A 14,575-nucleotide genomic window follows, 5' to 3' on the forward strand; every position below is an offset into this window, starting at 1 on the left:
ACGCGCCGGAGGATCCCGAGAAGAATATCCGCGACGCCATCGCTCACAACCGCGTCCGGCGAGCGAGGTGCACAACCCATGGAGGCTCAGTTAACCTCGCCACGACCAGAACAACCAATGATCTGGAGTCGTCATCTGCATGCACTCCAATCTCCCCTGCGCCCAGAAGCGCGGGTAGTAGTAGGCGCGGCCGAGTTCCTGAAAGCAGCGAGAAGTCGAATTTTCTGCAAGCCAATAGAGCTCCGCGCCCGCATAAAGCAGATATGCCAGCACCAGCATCAACGCGACCCACAGCAGGGTAGCGCCGAGCGGCACCGGGCCGCTAGATTCTAGGGGCAGCGGCCCGCTGGCGGAGCAAAAGCCGAATACCAGGCCGATAACCAGCACCATCACCATCCCGCTCAACGGGATGATGTGCGAGCCGGCAAACTGCGCGTTCACCATCACCCCGACGAAGGCGATCACCAGGCAGGCAAAGCCCCGCTTATCCTCCTCACCCATGTTGCGGCCGCGCCGCAGAATCACCCAGGCGCCGTAGAGCAACACCCCTACCAACAGCCCCATCAGCGGAAATCCCCATTCCGCCGCGGTATTGAAGAACAGATTATGGGCGTGTCCCTCGAGCAACGTGCCGCTATAGGCAAAGCCCATGGGCCCAATACCCAAGGGAAAGTGGTCCACTGCATAGCCCAGCGCCTCGGGCCAGAGGATGAATCGACGGGAACTCGAGGTAATGTCGCGAAGGAAGACGGCCTCCTCGCCACCGCTGCCACCGCCGAGCGGATTGACGAACCACCATCCGGCAAGCCCCAAGCCGCCTGAGAGCGCCAGCAGCAGCACCGGCCAACGCGCGGCACGGCCTACCACCAGCAGGGCGCAGGCCGCCCCCACGAAGAGCCCCAGAAGCGCCGCGCGGCTCTCAGATACCCACAAAAGCCACCACCAAACGCTGAGCGGCAGGAGACACAGCAGGCCCGCGATCAGGGAAGGTCGCCGTCGAGCCAGCGCGTAGAGCATCGCCAACGGCATTAGCCCCACCGCTACATCGGCAAAGAAGCGCACGTTGGCGAACCCCGGGCCAAAATCGTGGCGGTTGGCAAACGCCCATACCAGTTGCAGGTGATCCGCGGCCAGGGCCGCATAGACCAGCATAAAGAGGGCTATGAGCCCTCCCAAGATGACCCAGCCAAGCCGCGGCAGGCAGTGGGCGCCGTACCACACCAGCACTGCCGCCACGCCAAGCATCGACAGATAGGCCAGTTCCAGTAGTGCCACGCCGGGTAGTGGCGCCAGCACCACCGACAGCGATGCCAACAACACGCCGCTGATGGACAGCCAACGCCCGAGGCGGCTGACCGGGGCCAGCGAAGACAACAGCGCCCCGCGCAACGGCAAGCCTCCCACCGCGATAAGCACCATCAGGCACACGAACTGAGCGACGCGCTGGGCGGCGAAAGAAGTCGGCCCGCCCACCTGCCATGGCACCAAGACACCCAAGGCTATAGCGAGGGCTAAAACGATCACCGGCAACGCATGAAAAACCACGCGCCGATTAGCGGATGGAGTAAGGGAAAAGGGCATGACGACTAGACACTATCGATTCGGGGTTAGGAGGAGGGTCGTTACCTTACCCAATCATTCAGCGAAACGGCTATACAACTCAAAGTCAGAAACGCCAGCGGCCGGCAGTGATGCCGACCGCTGAGTGGTACGAGCTAGGTGTATCGAGAAATTGTTAGCGATTAGACTGCGAATGACTGGGGACTAAGATCCAAAGAAACCCTCAGCATCCACGGTCTCTCCGATTCTTACAGTGGGACGATCTCCCGCATCAATACCTGGACGATCAGGTGTTCCAGTCATCACAGGATCCGAAAAAGATACTGATGAGCATGCATCCCAAAGATTATCATTATTATACCTAGTGATCTCTGAAGCTACAGTAGAGGTTGACGTTGCCGCTTCAGAAAGAATCGGGGTCCGGGCTGCAGCCATCTCTTGAGCACAGGCATTAATAGCCGCTCGGTCAAGATAATTCTGATACTGCGGAATCGCAATTGCCGCCAAAATCCCTATAATCGCCACCACGATCAGCAGCTCGATCAGGGTAAAGCCGCCTTGGGCCTTGTTCATCTGAGTCTTCTTTATCATCTCGTACATTACTTGTCCTTGCTCCTGGTTTGCCTTGTCGGGTCAGGCGTGAGCCTTCTGCTGCCGCCCGTGCAGATTTACGTTGATGTCAGGGATGAGAATGATCCGTGGGTCGCAAGGCTCGTGGTTCTGCTCTTCGCGGTGCAAGCACCGCTCCCACGGTCCTACCCCCTCACATGCCACGTATCATACGAATCCCGCCATCCGGTGCCTCAAGCATGAGATCGCTCGCTAGGCGTTACATTAATTTACGCACCATCGCCCTGCAAGCGGTATTACCCGCGGTAGGCGAGGTATCACCCGACATTTGATGCTAAAGCATGAGAGTAATGATGGGCAAAACCTCGCCAACGCATGACGTGGCGCTGGGCGCGGCCGGTTCCCAGAGGCTAGAATCGGCACAGCCGACGAACGTCCGCCGCGCCCTGTCGCGACACCCCGAGGCCCGCCACACCACGAGGCACCATGAACGACTACCGCCCGCCATCCCCCGAGCAGCCCCCGGCTATGCCGAAGCCCGAGCCTTCCGCCCTGCAGGGCGCGACCCGGCGCGGCGGCCTGGCCAGGCGCCTGGTCGCCGATGGCCTGCTTGGCGAGGCGGCGGCGGTGCGAGCCGAGGCCGAGGCCCGCGAGGCGGAGCGCTCCCTGCTCGAGCACCTGATCGTGACGGGCATGCTGCCGGCGCGCCAAGCCACGCTGTGTGCGGCCTGGGAATACGGCCTGCCGATCTTCGATCTCGATGCCCTGCGCCTGGATAGCCTGCCGCCGGCCAGGGACTACCCGGACCGGATTCTGCGCCGGCTGATGGTGCTGCCGCTGATGCGCCACGGGCACCGGCTGACCGTCGCCGTGCCCTACCCCGCCACGCTCACCCTGCTCGACGAGCTGCAGTTTGCCACCGGGCTGACGCTGGAAGGCGTGCTGGCCCCGGTCGATCAGCTTGGCCCGGTGCTCGAGAGCTATCTCGCCAACAGTGAAAGCGGCATGCTCGATGAGCTGGCAAGCGTCGACGACGCCGTCGGCGAGCTCGCCTACGACGAGGGCGTGGTCGATGCCTCCGACGAGCAGGCCGCGGTGGCGGCCGCCGGCGACGACGCCCCGATCGTCAAGTTCGTCAACAAGATTCTGCTGGATGCCATCCAGCGCGGCGCCTCAGACATCCATTTCGAGCCCTACGAGACCAGCTATCGGGTGCGCTTTCGCATCGACGGCATCCTGCACGACGTGGCTCACCCGCCCTTCGCCATGCGCTCGCGCATCTCCGCGCGCCTCAAGGTGATGTCGCGGCTGGATATCTCGGAACGCCGCCTGCCCCAGGATGGCGCCATCAAGCTCAAGCTCTCCACCACCCGCTCCATCGACTTTCGCGTCAACTCGCTTCCCACCGTCTACGGCGAGAAGGTGGTGCTGCGCATCCTCGACCCGAGCTCGGCACAGATGGGCATCGAACAGCTCGGCTTCACCCCCGAGCAGCGGGCCATGTACGAGGGCGTGCTCGACGACCCGCAGGGCATGATACTGGTCACCGGCCCCACCGGCAGCGGCAAGACGGTCTCGCTCTACACCGGCATCAATCTGCTCAACCGGGTGGAGCGCAACATCTGCACCGCCGAAGACCCGGTGGAGATCAAGGTGCCGGGCGTCAACCAGGTGAACGTGCTGCCCAAGATCGGCCTGAGCTTCGCCAGCGCCCTGCGCGCCTTCCTGCGCCAGGACCCGGACGTGGTGATGGTCGGCGAGATTCGCGACCTGGAGACCGCCGAGATCGCCGTCAAGGCCTCCCAGACCGGCCACCTGGTGCTCTCCACCGTGCATACCAACTCGGCGGCAGAGACGCTGACCCGCCTGGCCAACATGGGCGTGGCGCCCTTCAACATCGCAAGCTCGGTGAGCCTGATCATCGCCCAGCGCCTGGCGCGCCGACTCTGCCAGCGCTGCAAGCAGCCGGCGGAGATCCCCCGCGAGGCACTGCTCGCCCAGGGCTTCACCGATGACGAGGTCGCCAGCGCCACCATCTACGAGCCGGTGGGCTGCCAGCACTGCACCCAGGGCTTCAAGGGCCGGGTGGGCATCTACGAGGTGGTGCCGATCAGTGACGCCATGAGCCAGCTGATCATGACCGAGGGCAACTCGCGGGACTTCGATGCCCAGGCTCGCCGGGAAGGCTACCCGGACCTTCGACGCAGCGGGATCCTCAAGGTGATGCAGGGGCTGACCAGCCTGGCCGAGGTCAACCGGGTCACCAAGGACTGACACCACGATAACGCGACGCAGGAACCGAGACGATGAACATGGCAACGCGCCCCACGCGCAAGCACCAGAAGCTCAAGCTCTATCGCTGGCGCTGGTCGGGCAAGGGACCTAACGGCCGCAAGATCGGCGGCGAAATCATCGCCACCAAGCGCGCGGAAGTGAACCAGGTCCTGGCCGACCAGCACATCATCGTCAAGCAGGTGCGTCGCAAGAGCGGTATCGGCGGCGGCATGGGCACGATCAAGCCGCGCGACATCATGCTCTTCGCCCGCCAGATGGCCACCATGATCCGCGCCGGCGTGCCGGTACTGCAGGCCTTCCAGGTGGTGGCGGAGAGCCTCAAGAAGCCGGCCATGCGCGCGCTCGTGCAGGAGCTGATGAACGACGTGGCGGCCGGCGCAAGCTTCTCCGAGGCGCTCAAGCGCCATCCCGACCACTTCGATCGGCTGTTCGCCAACATGGTGGAGGCCGGCGAGCAGTCCGGTTCGCTGGATCACATGCTCGAGCGGGTCGCGACCTACAAGGAGAAGATCGAATCGCTCAAGAGCCGCGTCAAGAAGGCGCTCTGGTACCCGGCGGCGGTGATCTCGGTGGGCATCGGCGTGACCGCGCTGCTGCTGATCAAGGTCGTGCCGCAGTTCGAGAGCCTGTTCAACGGCTTCGGTGCCGAGCTGCCCGCCATGACGCGCATGACCATCGCCATGTCGGAATTCGCCCAGCAGTACTGGTGGTGGGGACTGATCGGCATCGTGGCCGCCATCTTCCTGGTGCGCCGCGGCATGAAGCAGTCCGCGGCGTTTCGTTACCGCGTGCACAAAGCGGCGCTGCGCATCCCGGTGATCGGCGACATCCTCGACAAGTCCTCGGTGGCGCGCTATTCGCGCACCCTGGCCACCACCTTCGGCGCCGGTGTGCCGCTGGTGGAGGCGCTGGAAACCGCCGAAGGCGCGGCGGGCAACATGGTCTACGAGCGGGCGATCGCCCAGATCCGGGAAGACGTGGCCACCGGCCAGCAGCTGCACTTCGCCATGCGCATGACCGAGCGGTTTCCGGCGCTGGCGGTGCAGATGGTCGGCATCGGCGAGGAAGCCGGTTCGCTCGACGCCATGCTCAACCGGGTGGCGGACTACTACGAGGAGGAAGTCGACAACAAGGTCGATACGCTGACCTCGCTGCTCGAACCCCTGATCATCGTGGTGCTTGGCGTGCTGGTCGGCGGGCTGGTGGTGTCGATGTACCTGCCGATCTTCGAGCTGGGCAGCGTGATTTAAGCGCCGAGCAGGATGGTGCTCGAACCCCTCTATGGCGGTACTAAAAACCTCCAGCAGAGTCATCTGCTGGAGGTTTTTCTTGGCTGCTTGGCTGCTTGGCGGCTTGGCCCTCAGTCGTGCAGCCACACCGGGGTGCCCGGCGCGGCGATATCAAACAGCGCCAGCAAGTCGTCATCGCGCACTCGAACGCAGCCGTGGGAGCGGGCCACGCCCATGGGCTCGCTCGGCGGGGTGCCGTGCAGATAGATGTAGCGCCGCTGGGAGTCGACGTTGCCGCCGCGGTTACGGCCCGGCTCCAACCCACAAAGCCAGAGAATGCGCGTGAGGATCCAGTCGCGCCCCGGGTACTCGACCGCCAAGGCCCCGGAATAGACCTCGCCAGTGGGGCGGCGCCCCCGGTAGACGCTGCCCGGCGGGTTGCCCGCCCCGATGGCGACACGAATATAGTGCCAGCCCAGCGGCGTGGCACCGCTGCCCTCCGCCTCCCCGGTGCCGTTGGCACCGGTAGACACCTCGCACGTCCACTGCCGCTCGCGGCCTCGCCACACGCTCAGCTGCTGGGCGGCGGTATCGATCTCCAGCCAGGGCCCCGTCTCCGGCGGCAGTGCGGTGAGCACGGGCGTGCGCATCAGCCGGCCTCTTGCTGTGTGTGAAGGGACTCCGGCAGCGGCGCGTTCATGGCCGCCACCACCACCGGACGCATGCGACGCACCAGGTCGCGCACCCCCACGCGTTCCCCGTAATCCTGCTCGGCGATGTCACGCAGGGCATCGAGCCCCGAGAGCGTGAAGATCACCGTGCCCAGCATGAAGTGCAGGCGCCAGAAGCGCTCCGCGTCGGGCAGCTCCGGCGTCGCCAGGCGCACCAACTCCGTGAACCGGGAGAAGGCACTGCCGTACTCCTCCTGGATATAGCGCCGCAGGTGGCCCTGGGCCTGGCTGTAGGCGAGCCCCAGCAGGCGCATGAAGACCTTCAAGCTGTTGCGCTCCGCCGGCACCTCCAGCACGCAGCGCGCCATGGTCTCGAGCAGTTCCTCCAGGGGAATGACGCCGCCTTCATGGCGGGCCTCGAGTTCATCGAGCGCCGCGTGGAAGCGAAAGGTGAAGGGATCGAGGTAGCGAGCGAACACCGCCTGGATCAGTGCCTTCTTGGACCCGAAGTGATAGTTCACCGCGGCCAGATTGACCTTGGCCTTGCTGGTGATATTGCGCAGCGAGGTCTCGGCAAAGCCGCGCTCGGCGAACAGCACCTCGGCGGTATCGAGGATGCGCGTGACGGTGTCGGGCTGCTGGGCCATCGGAGGCTCCACGTGATTAGAAACATTTGTTTGAATGTGGCAGGAGTCTATGACAGACAATGGGATGGCTCAATGCCACCAACGTCATGGCGTTTGAAACGCTACCGAGCGCCGAGCAGGATGGTGCTCGACCCCTATCTATGGCAACAAGAAAAACCTCCAGCAGAGAAACCTGCTGGAGGTTTTTCTTGGCTGCTAGTCTGCTTGGCTGCTTATCGCTTTTACTGGATGGAAAGACATGCTGTATACTTGACCAGACGCGACGATGGCATCGTCCCCAACGGTACCGACCCCGGAGGTCCCATGAGCCGCTCCCTTACCGCTCGGCAACAGAACGTGCTCGATTTCATCGTCAAGACCATGAACGAGCTGGGCTATCCGCCGACCCGGGCGGAGATCTCCCGAGCCCTGGGGTTCAAGTCGGCCAACGCCGCCGAGGAGCACCTGCGTGCCCTGGAGCGCAAGGGAGCGATCCGGGTGATTCGCGGCACCTCCCGCGGCATTCGCCTGCCGGCCCAGGAGCCTGAATCCCTCGGTGAGCAGCCCCCGGAGGAGCCCAGCCAGGGCCTGCCGATCATCGGTGAGGTGGCCGCCGGCAGCCCGATTCTCGCCGCCGAGCATATCGACCGCTACTGCCCGCTGCCGCCGGAGTATTTCACCCCCCGCGCCGACTACCTGCTGCGCGTTCGCGGCCTCTCGATGAAGGATGTCGGTATCCTCGAGGGAGATCTGCTGGCGGTGCACCGCACCGAGCGCATCCGCGACGGCCAGATCGTGGTCGCTCGTCTGGAGGACGAGGTCACCGTCAAGCGCTTCCATCGCCAGGGGCATGTGGTCACCCTCGAGGCCGAGAATCCGGACTTCGACCCCATCGAGGTCGACCTGCGCCATGACCCGCTGGAGATCGAGGGCGTCGGCGTCGGCGTGATTCGCGGCGGCAACGGCCAGGCGCTGGGCTAGCCCTGAAGCGGGCTGCGCTCGGCCATACTGCGTTAAAAATCAGCTCAAAATGCTCATTTACTGACTTGTAGACTCCGCTTTTTCGCTGATATTTGCCTTGTCTGGCCTTCGCTCACCTCGCTTCAGAACGTGCCGTCTTGATCGCATGAGCCAACTTCGCAAGATTCTCCACGCCGACTGCGACTGCTTCTATGCGGCGGTGGAGATGCGTGACGACCCGAGCCTGCGCGACATCCCCCTGGCCATCGGCGGCTCTCGGGAGCGGCGCGGGGTGATCGCCACCTGCAACTACCCGGCCCGGGCATTCGGCATTCACTCGGCGATGCCGACCGCCCGGGCGCTGCGCCTCTGCCCCCACCTCACCCTGCTGCCCGGCCACTTCGAGAAGTATCGCGAGGTCTCGGCGCAGATCCAGGCGGTCTTTCACGAACTCACCCCGCTGGTCGAGCCGCTGTCGCTGGACGAGGCCTTCCTCGACGTCACCGACGTCGAGGGCTTTCGCGGCAGCGCCACCTGGATGGCGCGCTGGATCAAGGAGGAGTGCTACCGACGCACCGGTATCACGATCTCGGTCGGGGCGGCCTCCTCGAAGTTTCTGGCCAAGATCGCCAGCGACTGGGAGAAGCCTGACGGCCTGACGGTGATCCCGCCGGAGCGGGTCGATGCCTTCGTGCGCGAGCTTCCGGTGAAGAAACTCCACGGCGTGGGCCCGGCCACCGGGGCCAGGCTCGACGCGATGGGCATCACCACCTGCTCGCACCTGCGCGAGCTGCCCATCGAGCGGCTGATTGAGGAGTTCGGCAAGTTCGGCCGCCGGCTCTTCGAGCTCGCCCGGGGCATCGACGACCGCCCGGTACGCGTCGAACGGGAACGCAAGTCGATCAGCGTGGAGACCACCTTCGACCGCGACCTGCCCGACCTGGCGAGCGCCAGCGCCGCCCTCGCCCCGCTTTGCGACAAGCTCCAGGGCCGCCTCGAGCGCCACGGCCATCCACCGCTCGCCGGGCTCTTCGTCAAGGTGCGCTTCGACGACTTCAGCCTGACCACCCTGGAGAGCCGCGGGCTGTCACCGGCGCCCGAGAGCTACACCCGACTGCTGGAGCAGGCCTGGGCCAGAGCCAGTCGCCCCGTACGCCTGCTCGGCGTCGGCGTTCGCCTGGTACCGGAAGATGCGAGACAGCAGCTGACGCTGCCATTATAAGCGCCAAGCGGCCAAGCACCGAGAAGCAAGGATAATCCCCTCGGCGATTAACCATTGGCCGCTTACTTCGTATCGATATAGCGATGGTCGTTGAAGGTGGCGACCCAGCCGGGATGATAGACCAGCAGGATGCTCATCAGCATGCCGGTGATGAAGGCCTCGCTCGGCATCAGCAGCGGCAGGAAGCGGGCATACTCCAGCGCCTGGCGCAGCGCCTCGGCATCACTGGCCCCCACGGCCATCAGGCCTACCATGGCCAGGCCGGCGACCAGGGTGGCGAGCGCCGAGCCGAAGAAGCCGCAGACGAACAGGAAGACCATCAGGTTATCGGGCAGGCGACGATCGACCAGTCGCCAGACGATGCCGGTCACCAGCGCCGGCACCACCCCGGTGACCAGCACGTTGACCCCGAGCAGCGGCCAGTCGATGCGTCCCAGCAGCACCATGGCGACGTTGATGGCGGTGATCGACAAGAGCGCCAGCGGCGCCTTGAAGATCAGCGTCAGCAGCGCGGTGAACATCAGGTGCAGGGTCAGCCAGTCCACGGCCTGGGCACGCAGCTGCCAGAACAGCATCACGATGACGGTCGCGGCCAGCCAGCGATGCTGCAGGGCGTTATCCTCGATCAGCGCCACCCAGGGCCGCCGGCTCAGCGCCAGGCCAACCATGGCCAGCGAGACCAGGCCGCAGAGCCACAGCAGCCAGGAGGCGAGTACCGGTTCGGCGATCGTCATCTCGACTCCCTCTTGTACGAGCAGTTATCCGGACCATTCGCCTCGCGAGTCACTTCACGAGTCACTTCACGAAATACCTCTCGATCGTGAGCCAAACCATCACGCGAAGACCACGGTCTTGTTACCGTGAATGAGCACGCGATCCTGCAGGTGCCAGCGCAGGCCGCGGGCCAGCACCGCCTTCTCCACGTCGCGGCCGAAGCGCACCAGGTCCTCGGGCGTATGGCAGTGGCTGACCCGGTGGATGTCCTGCTCGATGATGGGGCCGGCATCGAGCTCCTCGGTGACGTAGTGGCAGGTGGCGCCGATCAGCTTCACCCCGCGCTGGTGCGCCTGGTGGTAGGGTCTGGCGCCGGCAAACGAAGGCAGGAAGCTGTGGTGGATGTTGATCATGCGGCCCCGGAAGCGCTCGCAGAGCGCCGGCGGCATGATCTGCATGTAGCGGGCCAATACCACGCAGTCGGCGCGCGCCTCATCGACCAGCCGCTGCACCTCGTCGAAGGCGACCTGCTTGTCGTCGGCCTTGACCGGCACGTGGTGGTAGGGGATGCCGTGCCACTCCACCAGGCCACGCATGTCCTCGTGATTGGAGATCACGCCGGCGATATCGCAGTCGAGCTCGCCCGCCGTCCAGCGGTAGAGCAGGTCCACCAGGCAGTGGGTCTCCCGCGACACCATCAGCACCACCCGCCGCCGCTGGCGGGTGTCGTTGAGCGCCCAGGCCATCTCGAACTCCTCGGCGATCGGCGCAAACGCCTCGCGCAGCGCCTCCAGGGGCATCCCCACCGAGTCGGCGAGGATCTCGTAGCGCATGAAGAAGCGACCACCCTCCAGGTCGGAGTGCTGACTGGCCTCGGTGATCGAGCCGCCGTGGCCGGCGATGAAGCTGGAGACCCTGGCGACGATGCCCAGACGATCGGGACAGGAAACTACCAGGCGGTAATAGTGTGACATCGAATGAACCCGAGTTGAGGCTGTAACAGGGAGCGACAGTGTAGCCAAAACAGGCGCTTCGGGCACGCCCGTGGCTTTCATGTGGGCGACGTGCCAACCTGCGAAGGCAGGCGTTGCCACGAATACCGCCACGGGCCCGCGTGGGCCCGCGCGGGCCCCGCTACCCTTTCTCGAAAAGGCCTATCACGCCATGGAGGCATGCTTGGATCGTTCACTGTCATTCCCGATCGCCGCTCAGGCCGAGCCCGATTGGCCGGTGGTGAGCCGCATTCCCATCGCGGGAAGCGACGAGCCGCTGGTGCCCCTGAGCCTGGCACCCTCGCGCATCAAGACCTTCCCGATCTATGCCAAGCAGGACATTCCCGGCGCGATCGACGAATGCTACGTCCGCGAGGGGGTCTACCGCCGGCTACTCGCCGTGGCTCGCTCGCTGCCCGCGGGCCTCGGGCTGGTGGTGCTCGACGGCTGGCGCCCCTGGCGGGTGCAGCAGTACCTGTTCGATACCCTGCAGGAGGCCATCCGCTCGCATCACCCCACCCTCGACGACGAGGCGCTGATGGCGCGAACGCGAGAGTTCGTCTCCGTGCCCAGCTATGATGCGAGCGCGCCGAGTCCGCACCTCACCGGCGGCGCCGTGGATGTGACGCTGTGCGACGCCGACGGCCTGGCGCTGGACATGGGCACACAGTTCGATGAGGCCGTGCCTGCCTCGCACACCGCCGCCCTCGAATCACTCGACCGCCCCGATGCCCGCCAGCGAGAGGCGCGCGACAACCGACGCCGCCTTTATGGCGCCATGCGCGAACAGGGCTTCACCAACCTGCCGAGCGAATGGTGGCACTTCGATGCCGGCGACCAGCTCTGGGCCCATTACAGCGGCCAGCCACGGGCGCTCTACGGCCCGACGGAGCTCGAGACCATCGAGAGTCGCTGGCAGCGCCAGTGGTAAACCACGCCGAGGATTAATAACCAGAGGCTATTGGTAAAACGCTTTCTTATTCTTTAGTGTGAGCGCCATCCACGTCACGGCCCGTGACGGACCTTCTCATCAAGCAAATTGTCTAGGAGCCCTCACATGCTCAAGCGCGTTTCCCGCCCTACCCTGGCGATCCTCACCGCCGGCCTGCTCGGCGCCGCCGGCCTGGCCCAGGCCGACGACCACGCCATCAAGGTCGGCATGTCCGGCGGGTACTTCCCGTTCACCTTCGTCGAGCAGGACAAGCTCCAGGGCTTCGAGGTGGATGTGCTCACGGCCGTGGCCGAGGAGATGGGCGTGGAGGTCGAGTTCGTCACCGCGAACTTCTCGGGGCTGTTCGGCATGCTCGAGTCGGGGCGCATCGACACCATCGCCAACCAGATCACCATCACCGAGGAGCGGCAGGCCAAATACGCCTTCACCGAGCCCTACGTCTATGACGGCGCCCAGGTGGTGGTGAAGGCCGGCAACGAGACGATTCAGGGCGTCGACGACCTGAAGGGCAAGACCGTCGCCGTCAACCTCGGCTCCAACTACGAGCAGCTGCTCAACGAGCTGCCCTACGCCGAGGAGATCGAGATCCGCACCTACGAGAGCAACATCGAGCAGGACACCGCCCTGGGGCGCGTCGATGCATTCGTGATGGACCGGGTCAGCGCCAGCCAGGTCATCAAGGAGAAGCCGCTGCCCCTGGCACTCGCCGGCCAGCCCTTCTCCGAGATCAAAAACGCCCTGCCCTTCCGCGACACCGAGGCGGATCGCGAACTGCGCGATCGAGTGGATGCCGCGCTCGCCACCCTGCGCGAGTCCGGCGAGCTGCGTGCGATCTCCGAGCAGTGGTTCGGCACCGACATCACCACCCCGTGAGGCGTTGAGCCGCTGACATGTCCGTGCTCGATCTCGACTACATGCTGGGGCTGGCGCCCATCCTGCTGCGCTACCTGCCGCTGACGCTGCAGATGGCCGCCGTGGGCATGGCGCTGGCCCTGATCCTGGCCTGTGCTCTGGCGGTGATCCGCGTGCTGCGCATCCCGGGGCTGAACGCTGCCACCCTGCTGTTCATCTCCTTCTTTCGCGGCACGCCGCTGCTGGTGCAGCTGTTCCTTTTCTACTACGGCCTGCCCCAGGTGCTGGCGTTCCTCACCCAGATCAACGGTGTGACCGCGACCATCATGGGCCTCACCCTGCACTTTTCGGCCTATATGGCGGAGTCCATCCGCGCCGCCATCGTCGGGGTCGACCGCAGCCAGACGGAGGCGGCGCTCTCCATCGGCATGACCAACGGCCAGCTGATGCGCCGCATCGTGCTGCCCCAGGCCACCCGAGTCGCGGTGCCCACGCTGATGAACTACTTCATCGACATGATCAAGGCGACCTCGCTGGCCTTCACTTTGGGGGTCACCGAGCTGATGGGCGCGACCCAGAAGGAGGCGGCCGGCAGCTTCCTCTACTTCGAGGCGTTCATCACCGTGGCGATCTTCTACTGGCTGATCGTCGAGCTGCTGGCCTGGGTCCAGCGGCGCCTGGAAACCCGGCTCAACGAGGCATATCGCCGATGATCAAGGTAGCGGGACTCATCAAGCGTTTCGGCGGCCAGGCCGTGCTCGACGGCATCGATCTGGCCATCGAGCAGGGCGAGATCGTCGTCATCATCGGCCCCTCGGGGACCGGCAAGTCGACGCTGCTGCGCTGCCTGAACTTCCTCGAGCGCCCCGACGCCGGCCGGCTGACCATCGGCGACATGGAGGTGGACGTCACCCGGGCGACGCGCGCCGATATCCTGACGGCCCGGCGGCGCACCGCCTTCGTCTTCCAGAACTATGCGCTGTTCGCCAACAAGACGGCGCTTGAGAACATCGCCGAGGGGCTGATCGTCGTCAACCGCTGGCCCAAGGCTCGCGCCCACGCGCGAGCCCGCGAGATCCTCGAGCGTATCGGCCTCGCCGACAAGGCCGACGCCTACCCCGCCTCACTCTCCGGCGGCCAGCAGCAGCGAGTTGGCATCGGCCGAGCCATGGCGGCCCAGGCGGAGGTCATCCTCTTCGACGAGCCGACCTCCTCGCTGGACCCGGAGTGGGTCGAGGAGGTGCTGGGCCTGATGAAGCGGCTCGCCGCCGAGCGCCAGACCATGCTGGTGGTCACCCACGAGATGAGCTTTGCCCGGGATGTGGCGGACCGGGTGATCTTCATGGAAGGGGGACGCATCGTCGAGCAGGGACCGCCCGACCAGCTCTTTGGCGCGCCAAAGGATCCCCGCACGCGGGACTTCCTGCGCCAGGTACTGGCCACCCAGGTCGCGCTAGACGTGCCGGAGTAGGCGTTATCCGGCCCCTGGCGGCCCTCGCCGGCAGCCCGGTGTTCGGGGCTGACTTGGCGACTCGCCATCGAGCGGGGCCGGCCTTCCGGAGGCGCTGTGAACCCCTCCCTGGGCGCTACCGACGCCATCCCTAGCGTAGACATGATGGATTGACCTGCCCCTCCTCAACGTCGTGGGTTACGTTGAGGTTGGGCAACAACACAGAGCCACTATTGAGGGAGGCAGGTCATGACACAGTCTAACGCAACTCAGCAGGTCGTTGTGGAGCGCACTGCCGCCGAGCGGCTCAGCGCCGCCAGCGACGTCCATGCCGCCTATATCGGGCTGGATGTGCATAAGGCCAGCATTGCGGTATCCATCGCCGAGGCGGGACGGCATGAGCCGGAGTTTCGTGGTGAGATCGCCAATGAGCCCACGGCCATCGACACGCTGATCCGCCAGCTGAGCCAGCGCTTCGCGGG

At 65.2% G+C, this 14,575-nt stretch carries 13 protein-coding genes and 2 pseudogenes; 9 read left to right on the top strand and 6 right to left on the bottom strand.

What is annotated here, in order from left to right:
• Positions 1-90 precede the first annotated feature (90 nt).
• Positions 91-1,581: an O-antigen ligase family protein gene (locus BM388_RS11295; RefSeq protein WP_139233931.1), complete on the bottom strand. Its 1,491-nt coding sequence runs from the start codon at positions 1,579-1,581 to the stop codon at positions 91-93.
• Between the two features lie 441 nt (positions 1,582-2,022).
• A pseudogene (locus tag BM388_RS11300) lies at positions 2,023-2,133 on the bottom strand (prepilin-type N-terminal cleavage/methylation domain-containing protein); the annotation flags it as partial.
• Positions 2,134-2,616: 483 nt separating this feature from the next.
• Between BM388_RS11300 and pilB the strand changes: the two are divergent.
• Complete coding sequence (gene pilB / locus BM388_RS11305; protein ID WP_089850192.1) at positions 2,617-4,404, top strand: type IV-A pilus assembly ATPase PilB; 1,788 nt, start codon at positions 2,617-2,619, stop codon at positions 4,402-4,404.
• 38 nt (positions 4,405-4,442) lie between these two features.
• The gene (locus BM388_RS11310; protein ID WP_089850221.1) at positions 4,443-5,675 is read left to right on the top strand and encodes a type II secretion system F family protein; all 1,233 of its coding nucleotides are present in this window, start codon (positions 4,443-4,445) and stop codon (positions 5,673-5,675) included.
• A gap of 110 nt (positions 5,676-5,785) precedes the next feature.
• Here BM388_RS11310 and BM388_RS11315 read toward each other — a convergent pair whose 3' ends face one another.
• Together BM388_RS11315 and BM388_RS11320 are read right to left on the bottom strand one after the other, a co-directional pair.
• Positions 5,786-6,304: a L,D-transpeptidase gene (locus BM388_RS11315; protein WP_089850195.1), complete on the bottom strand. Its 519-nt coding sequence runs from the start codon at positions 6,302-6,304 to the stop codon at positions 5,786-5,788.
• Positions 6,304-6,972, bottom strand: coding sequence for a TetR/AcrR family transcriptional regulator (locus tag BM388_RS11320; RefSeq protein WP_089850197.1), 669 nt, complete (start codon positions 6,970-6,972; stop codon positions 6,304-6,306). Before BM388_RS11320 ends, BM388_RS11315 begins: the two co-directional genes overlap by 1 nt.
• Before the next feature lie 303 nt (positions 6,973-7,275).
• Between BM388_RS11320 and lexA the strand changes: the two genes are divergently transcribed.
• A complete protein-coding gene (gene lexA, locus BM388_RS11325; RefSeq protein ID WP_089850198.1) occupies positions 7,276-7,932 on the top strand; it encodes a transcriptional repressor LexA in 657 nt (218 codons plus the stop codon).
• Between the two features lie 145 nt (positions 7,933-8,077).
• Positions 8,078-9,133, top strand: coding sequence for a DNA polymerase IV (dinB, locus tag BM388_RS11330; protein ID WP_089850200.1), 1,056 nt, complete (start codon positions 8,078-8,080; stop codon positions 9,131-9,133).
• A 62-nt stretch (positions 9,134-9,195) separates the two neighbouring features.
• On the opposite strand, the gene BM388_RS11335 is transcribed toward dinB, so the two are convergent.
• Positions 9,196-9,867: an energy-coupling factor ABC transporter permease gene (locus tag BM388_RS11335; protein ID WP_089850202.1), complete on the bottom strand. Its 672-nt coding sequence runs from the start codon at positions 9,865-9,867 to the stop codon at positions 9,196-9,198.
• A gap of 99 nt (positions 9,868-9,966) precedes the next feature.
• A complete protein-coding gene (purU, locus tag BM388_RS11340) occupies positions 9,967-10,821 on the bottom strand; it encodes a formyltetrahydrofolate deformylase (RefSeq protein WP_089850204.1) in 855 nt (284 codons plus the stop codon).
• Between the two features lie 202 nt (positions 10,822-11,023).
• Here purU and BM388_RS11345 point away from each other — a divergent pair, with 202 nt between their 5' ends.
• The 5 genes and pseudogenes from BM388_RS11345 to BM388_RS11365 form a co-directional block, all read left to right on the top strand.
• The gene (locus BM388_RS11345) at positions 11,024-11,770 is read left to right on the top strand and encodes a M15 family metallopeptidase (protein ID WP_245781531.1); all 747 of its coding nucleotides are present in this window, start codon (positions 11,024-11,026) and stop codon (positions 11,768-11,770) included.
• Between the two features lie 126 nt (positions 11,771-11,896).
• A complete protein-coding gene (locus BM388_RS11350; protein WP_089850208.1) occupies positions 11,897-12,664 on the top strand; it encodes an amino acid ABC transporter substrate-binding protein in 768 nt (255 codons plus the stop codon).
• A 17-nt stretch (positions 12,665-12,681) separates the two neighbouring features.
• Positions 12,682-13,356: an amino acid ABC transporter permease gene (locus BM388_RS11355; protein ID WP_089850209.1), complete on the top strand. Its 675-nt coding sequence runs from the start codon at positions 12,682-12,684 to the stop codon at positions 13,354-13,356.
• Positions 13,353-14,114, top strand: coding sequence for an amino acid ABC transporter ATP-binding protein (locus BM388_RS11360; protein WP_089850211.1), 762 nt, complete (start codon positions 13,353-13,355; stop codon positions 14,112-14,114). Before BM388_RS11355 ends, BM388_RS11360 begins: the two co-directional genes overlap by 4 nt.
• Before the next feature lie 228 nt (positions 14,115-14,342).
• Positions 14,343-14,575 (top strand): annotated as a pseudogene (locus BM388_RS11365) (hypothetical protein); the annotation flags it as partial.

Source organism: Halomonas saccharevitans, from assembly GCF_900116405.1.
GTDB classification, from domain to species: domain Bacteria; phylum Pseudomonadota; class Gammaproteobacteria; order Pseudomonadales; family Halomonadaceae; genus Halomonas; species Halomonas saccharevitans.

What these genes read in the sequence shown, in the direction of transcription:
- BM388_RS11295 (WP_139233931.1), bottom strand. Translation starts at nt 1,581, where the DNA reads ATGCCCTTTTCCCTTACTCCATCCGCTAATCGGCGCGTGGTTTTTCAT.
- BM388_RS11315 (WP_089850195.1), bottom strand. Translation starts at nt 6,304, where the DNA reads ATGCGCACGCCCGTGCTCACCGCACTGCCGCCGGAGACGGGGCCCTGG.
- BM388_RS11310 (WP_089850221.1), top strand. Translation starts at nt 4,443, where the DNA reads ATGGCAACGCGCCCCACGCGCAAGCACCAGAAGCTCAAGCTCTATCGC.
- BM388_RS11320 (WP_089850197.1), bottom strand. Translation starts at nt 6,972, where the DNA reads ATGGCCCAGCAGCCCGACACCGTCACGCGCATCCTCGATACCGCCGAG.
- BM388_RS11360 (WP_089850211.1), top strand. Translation starts at nt 13,353, where the DNA reads ATGATCAAGGTAGCGGGACTCATCAAGCGTTTCGGCGGCCAGGCCGTG.
- BM388_RS11335 (WP_089850202.1), bottom strand. Translation starts at nt 9,867, where the DNA reads ATGACGATCGCCGAACCGGTACTCGCCTCCTGGCTGCTGTGGCTCTGC.
- dinB (WP_089850200.1), top strand. Translation starts at nt 8,078, where the DNA reads ATGAGCCAACTTCGCAAGATTCTCCACGCCGACTGCGACTGCTTCTAT.
- purU (WP_089850204.1), bottom strand. Translation starts at nt 10,821, where the DNA reads ATGTCACACTATTACCGCCTGGTAGTTTCCTGTCCCGATCGTCTGGGC.
- BM388_RS11355 (WP_089850209.1), top strand. Translation starts at nt 12,682, where the DNA reads ATGTCCGTGCTCGATCTCGACTACATGCTGGGGCTGGCGCCCATCCTG.
- lexA (WP_089850198.1), top strand. Translation starts at nt 7,276, where the DNA reads ATGAGCCGCTCCCTTACCGCTCGGCAACAGAACGTGCTCGATTTCATC.
- pilB (WP_089850192.1), top strand. Translation starts at nt 2,617, where the DNA reads ATGAACGACTACCGCCCGCCATCCCCCGAGCAGCCCCCGGCTATGCCG.
- BM388_RS11350 (WP_089850208.1), top strand. Translation starts at nt 11,897, where the DNA reads ATGCTCAAGCGCGTTTCCCGCCCTACCCTGGCGATCCTCACCGCCGGC.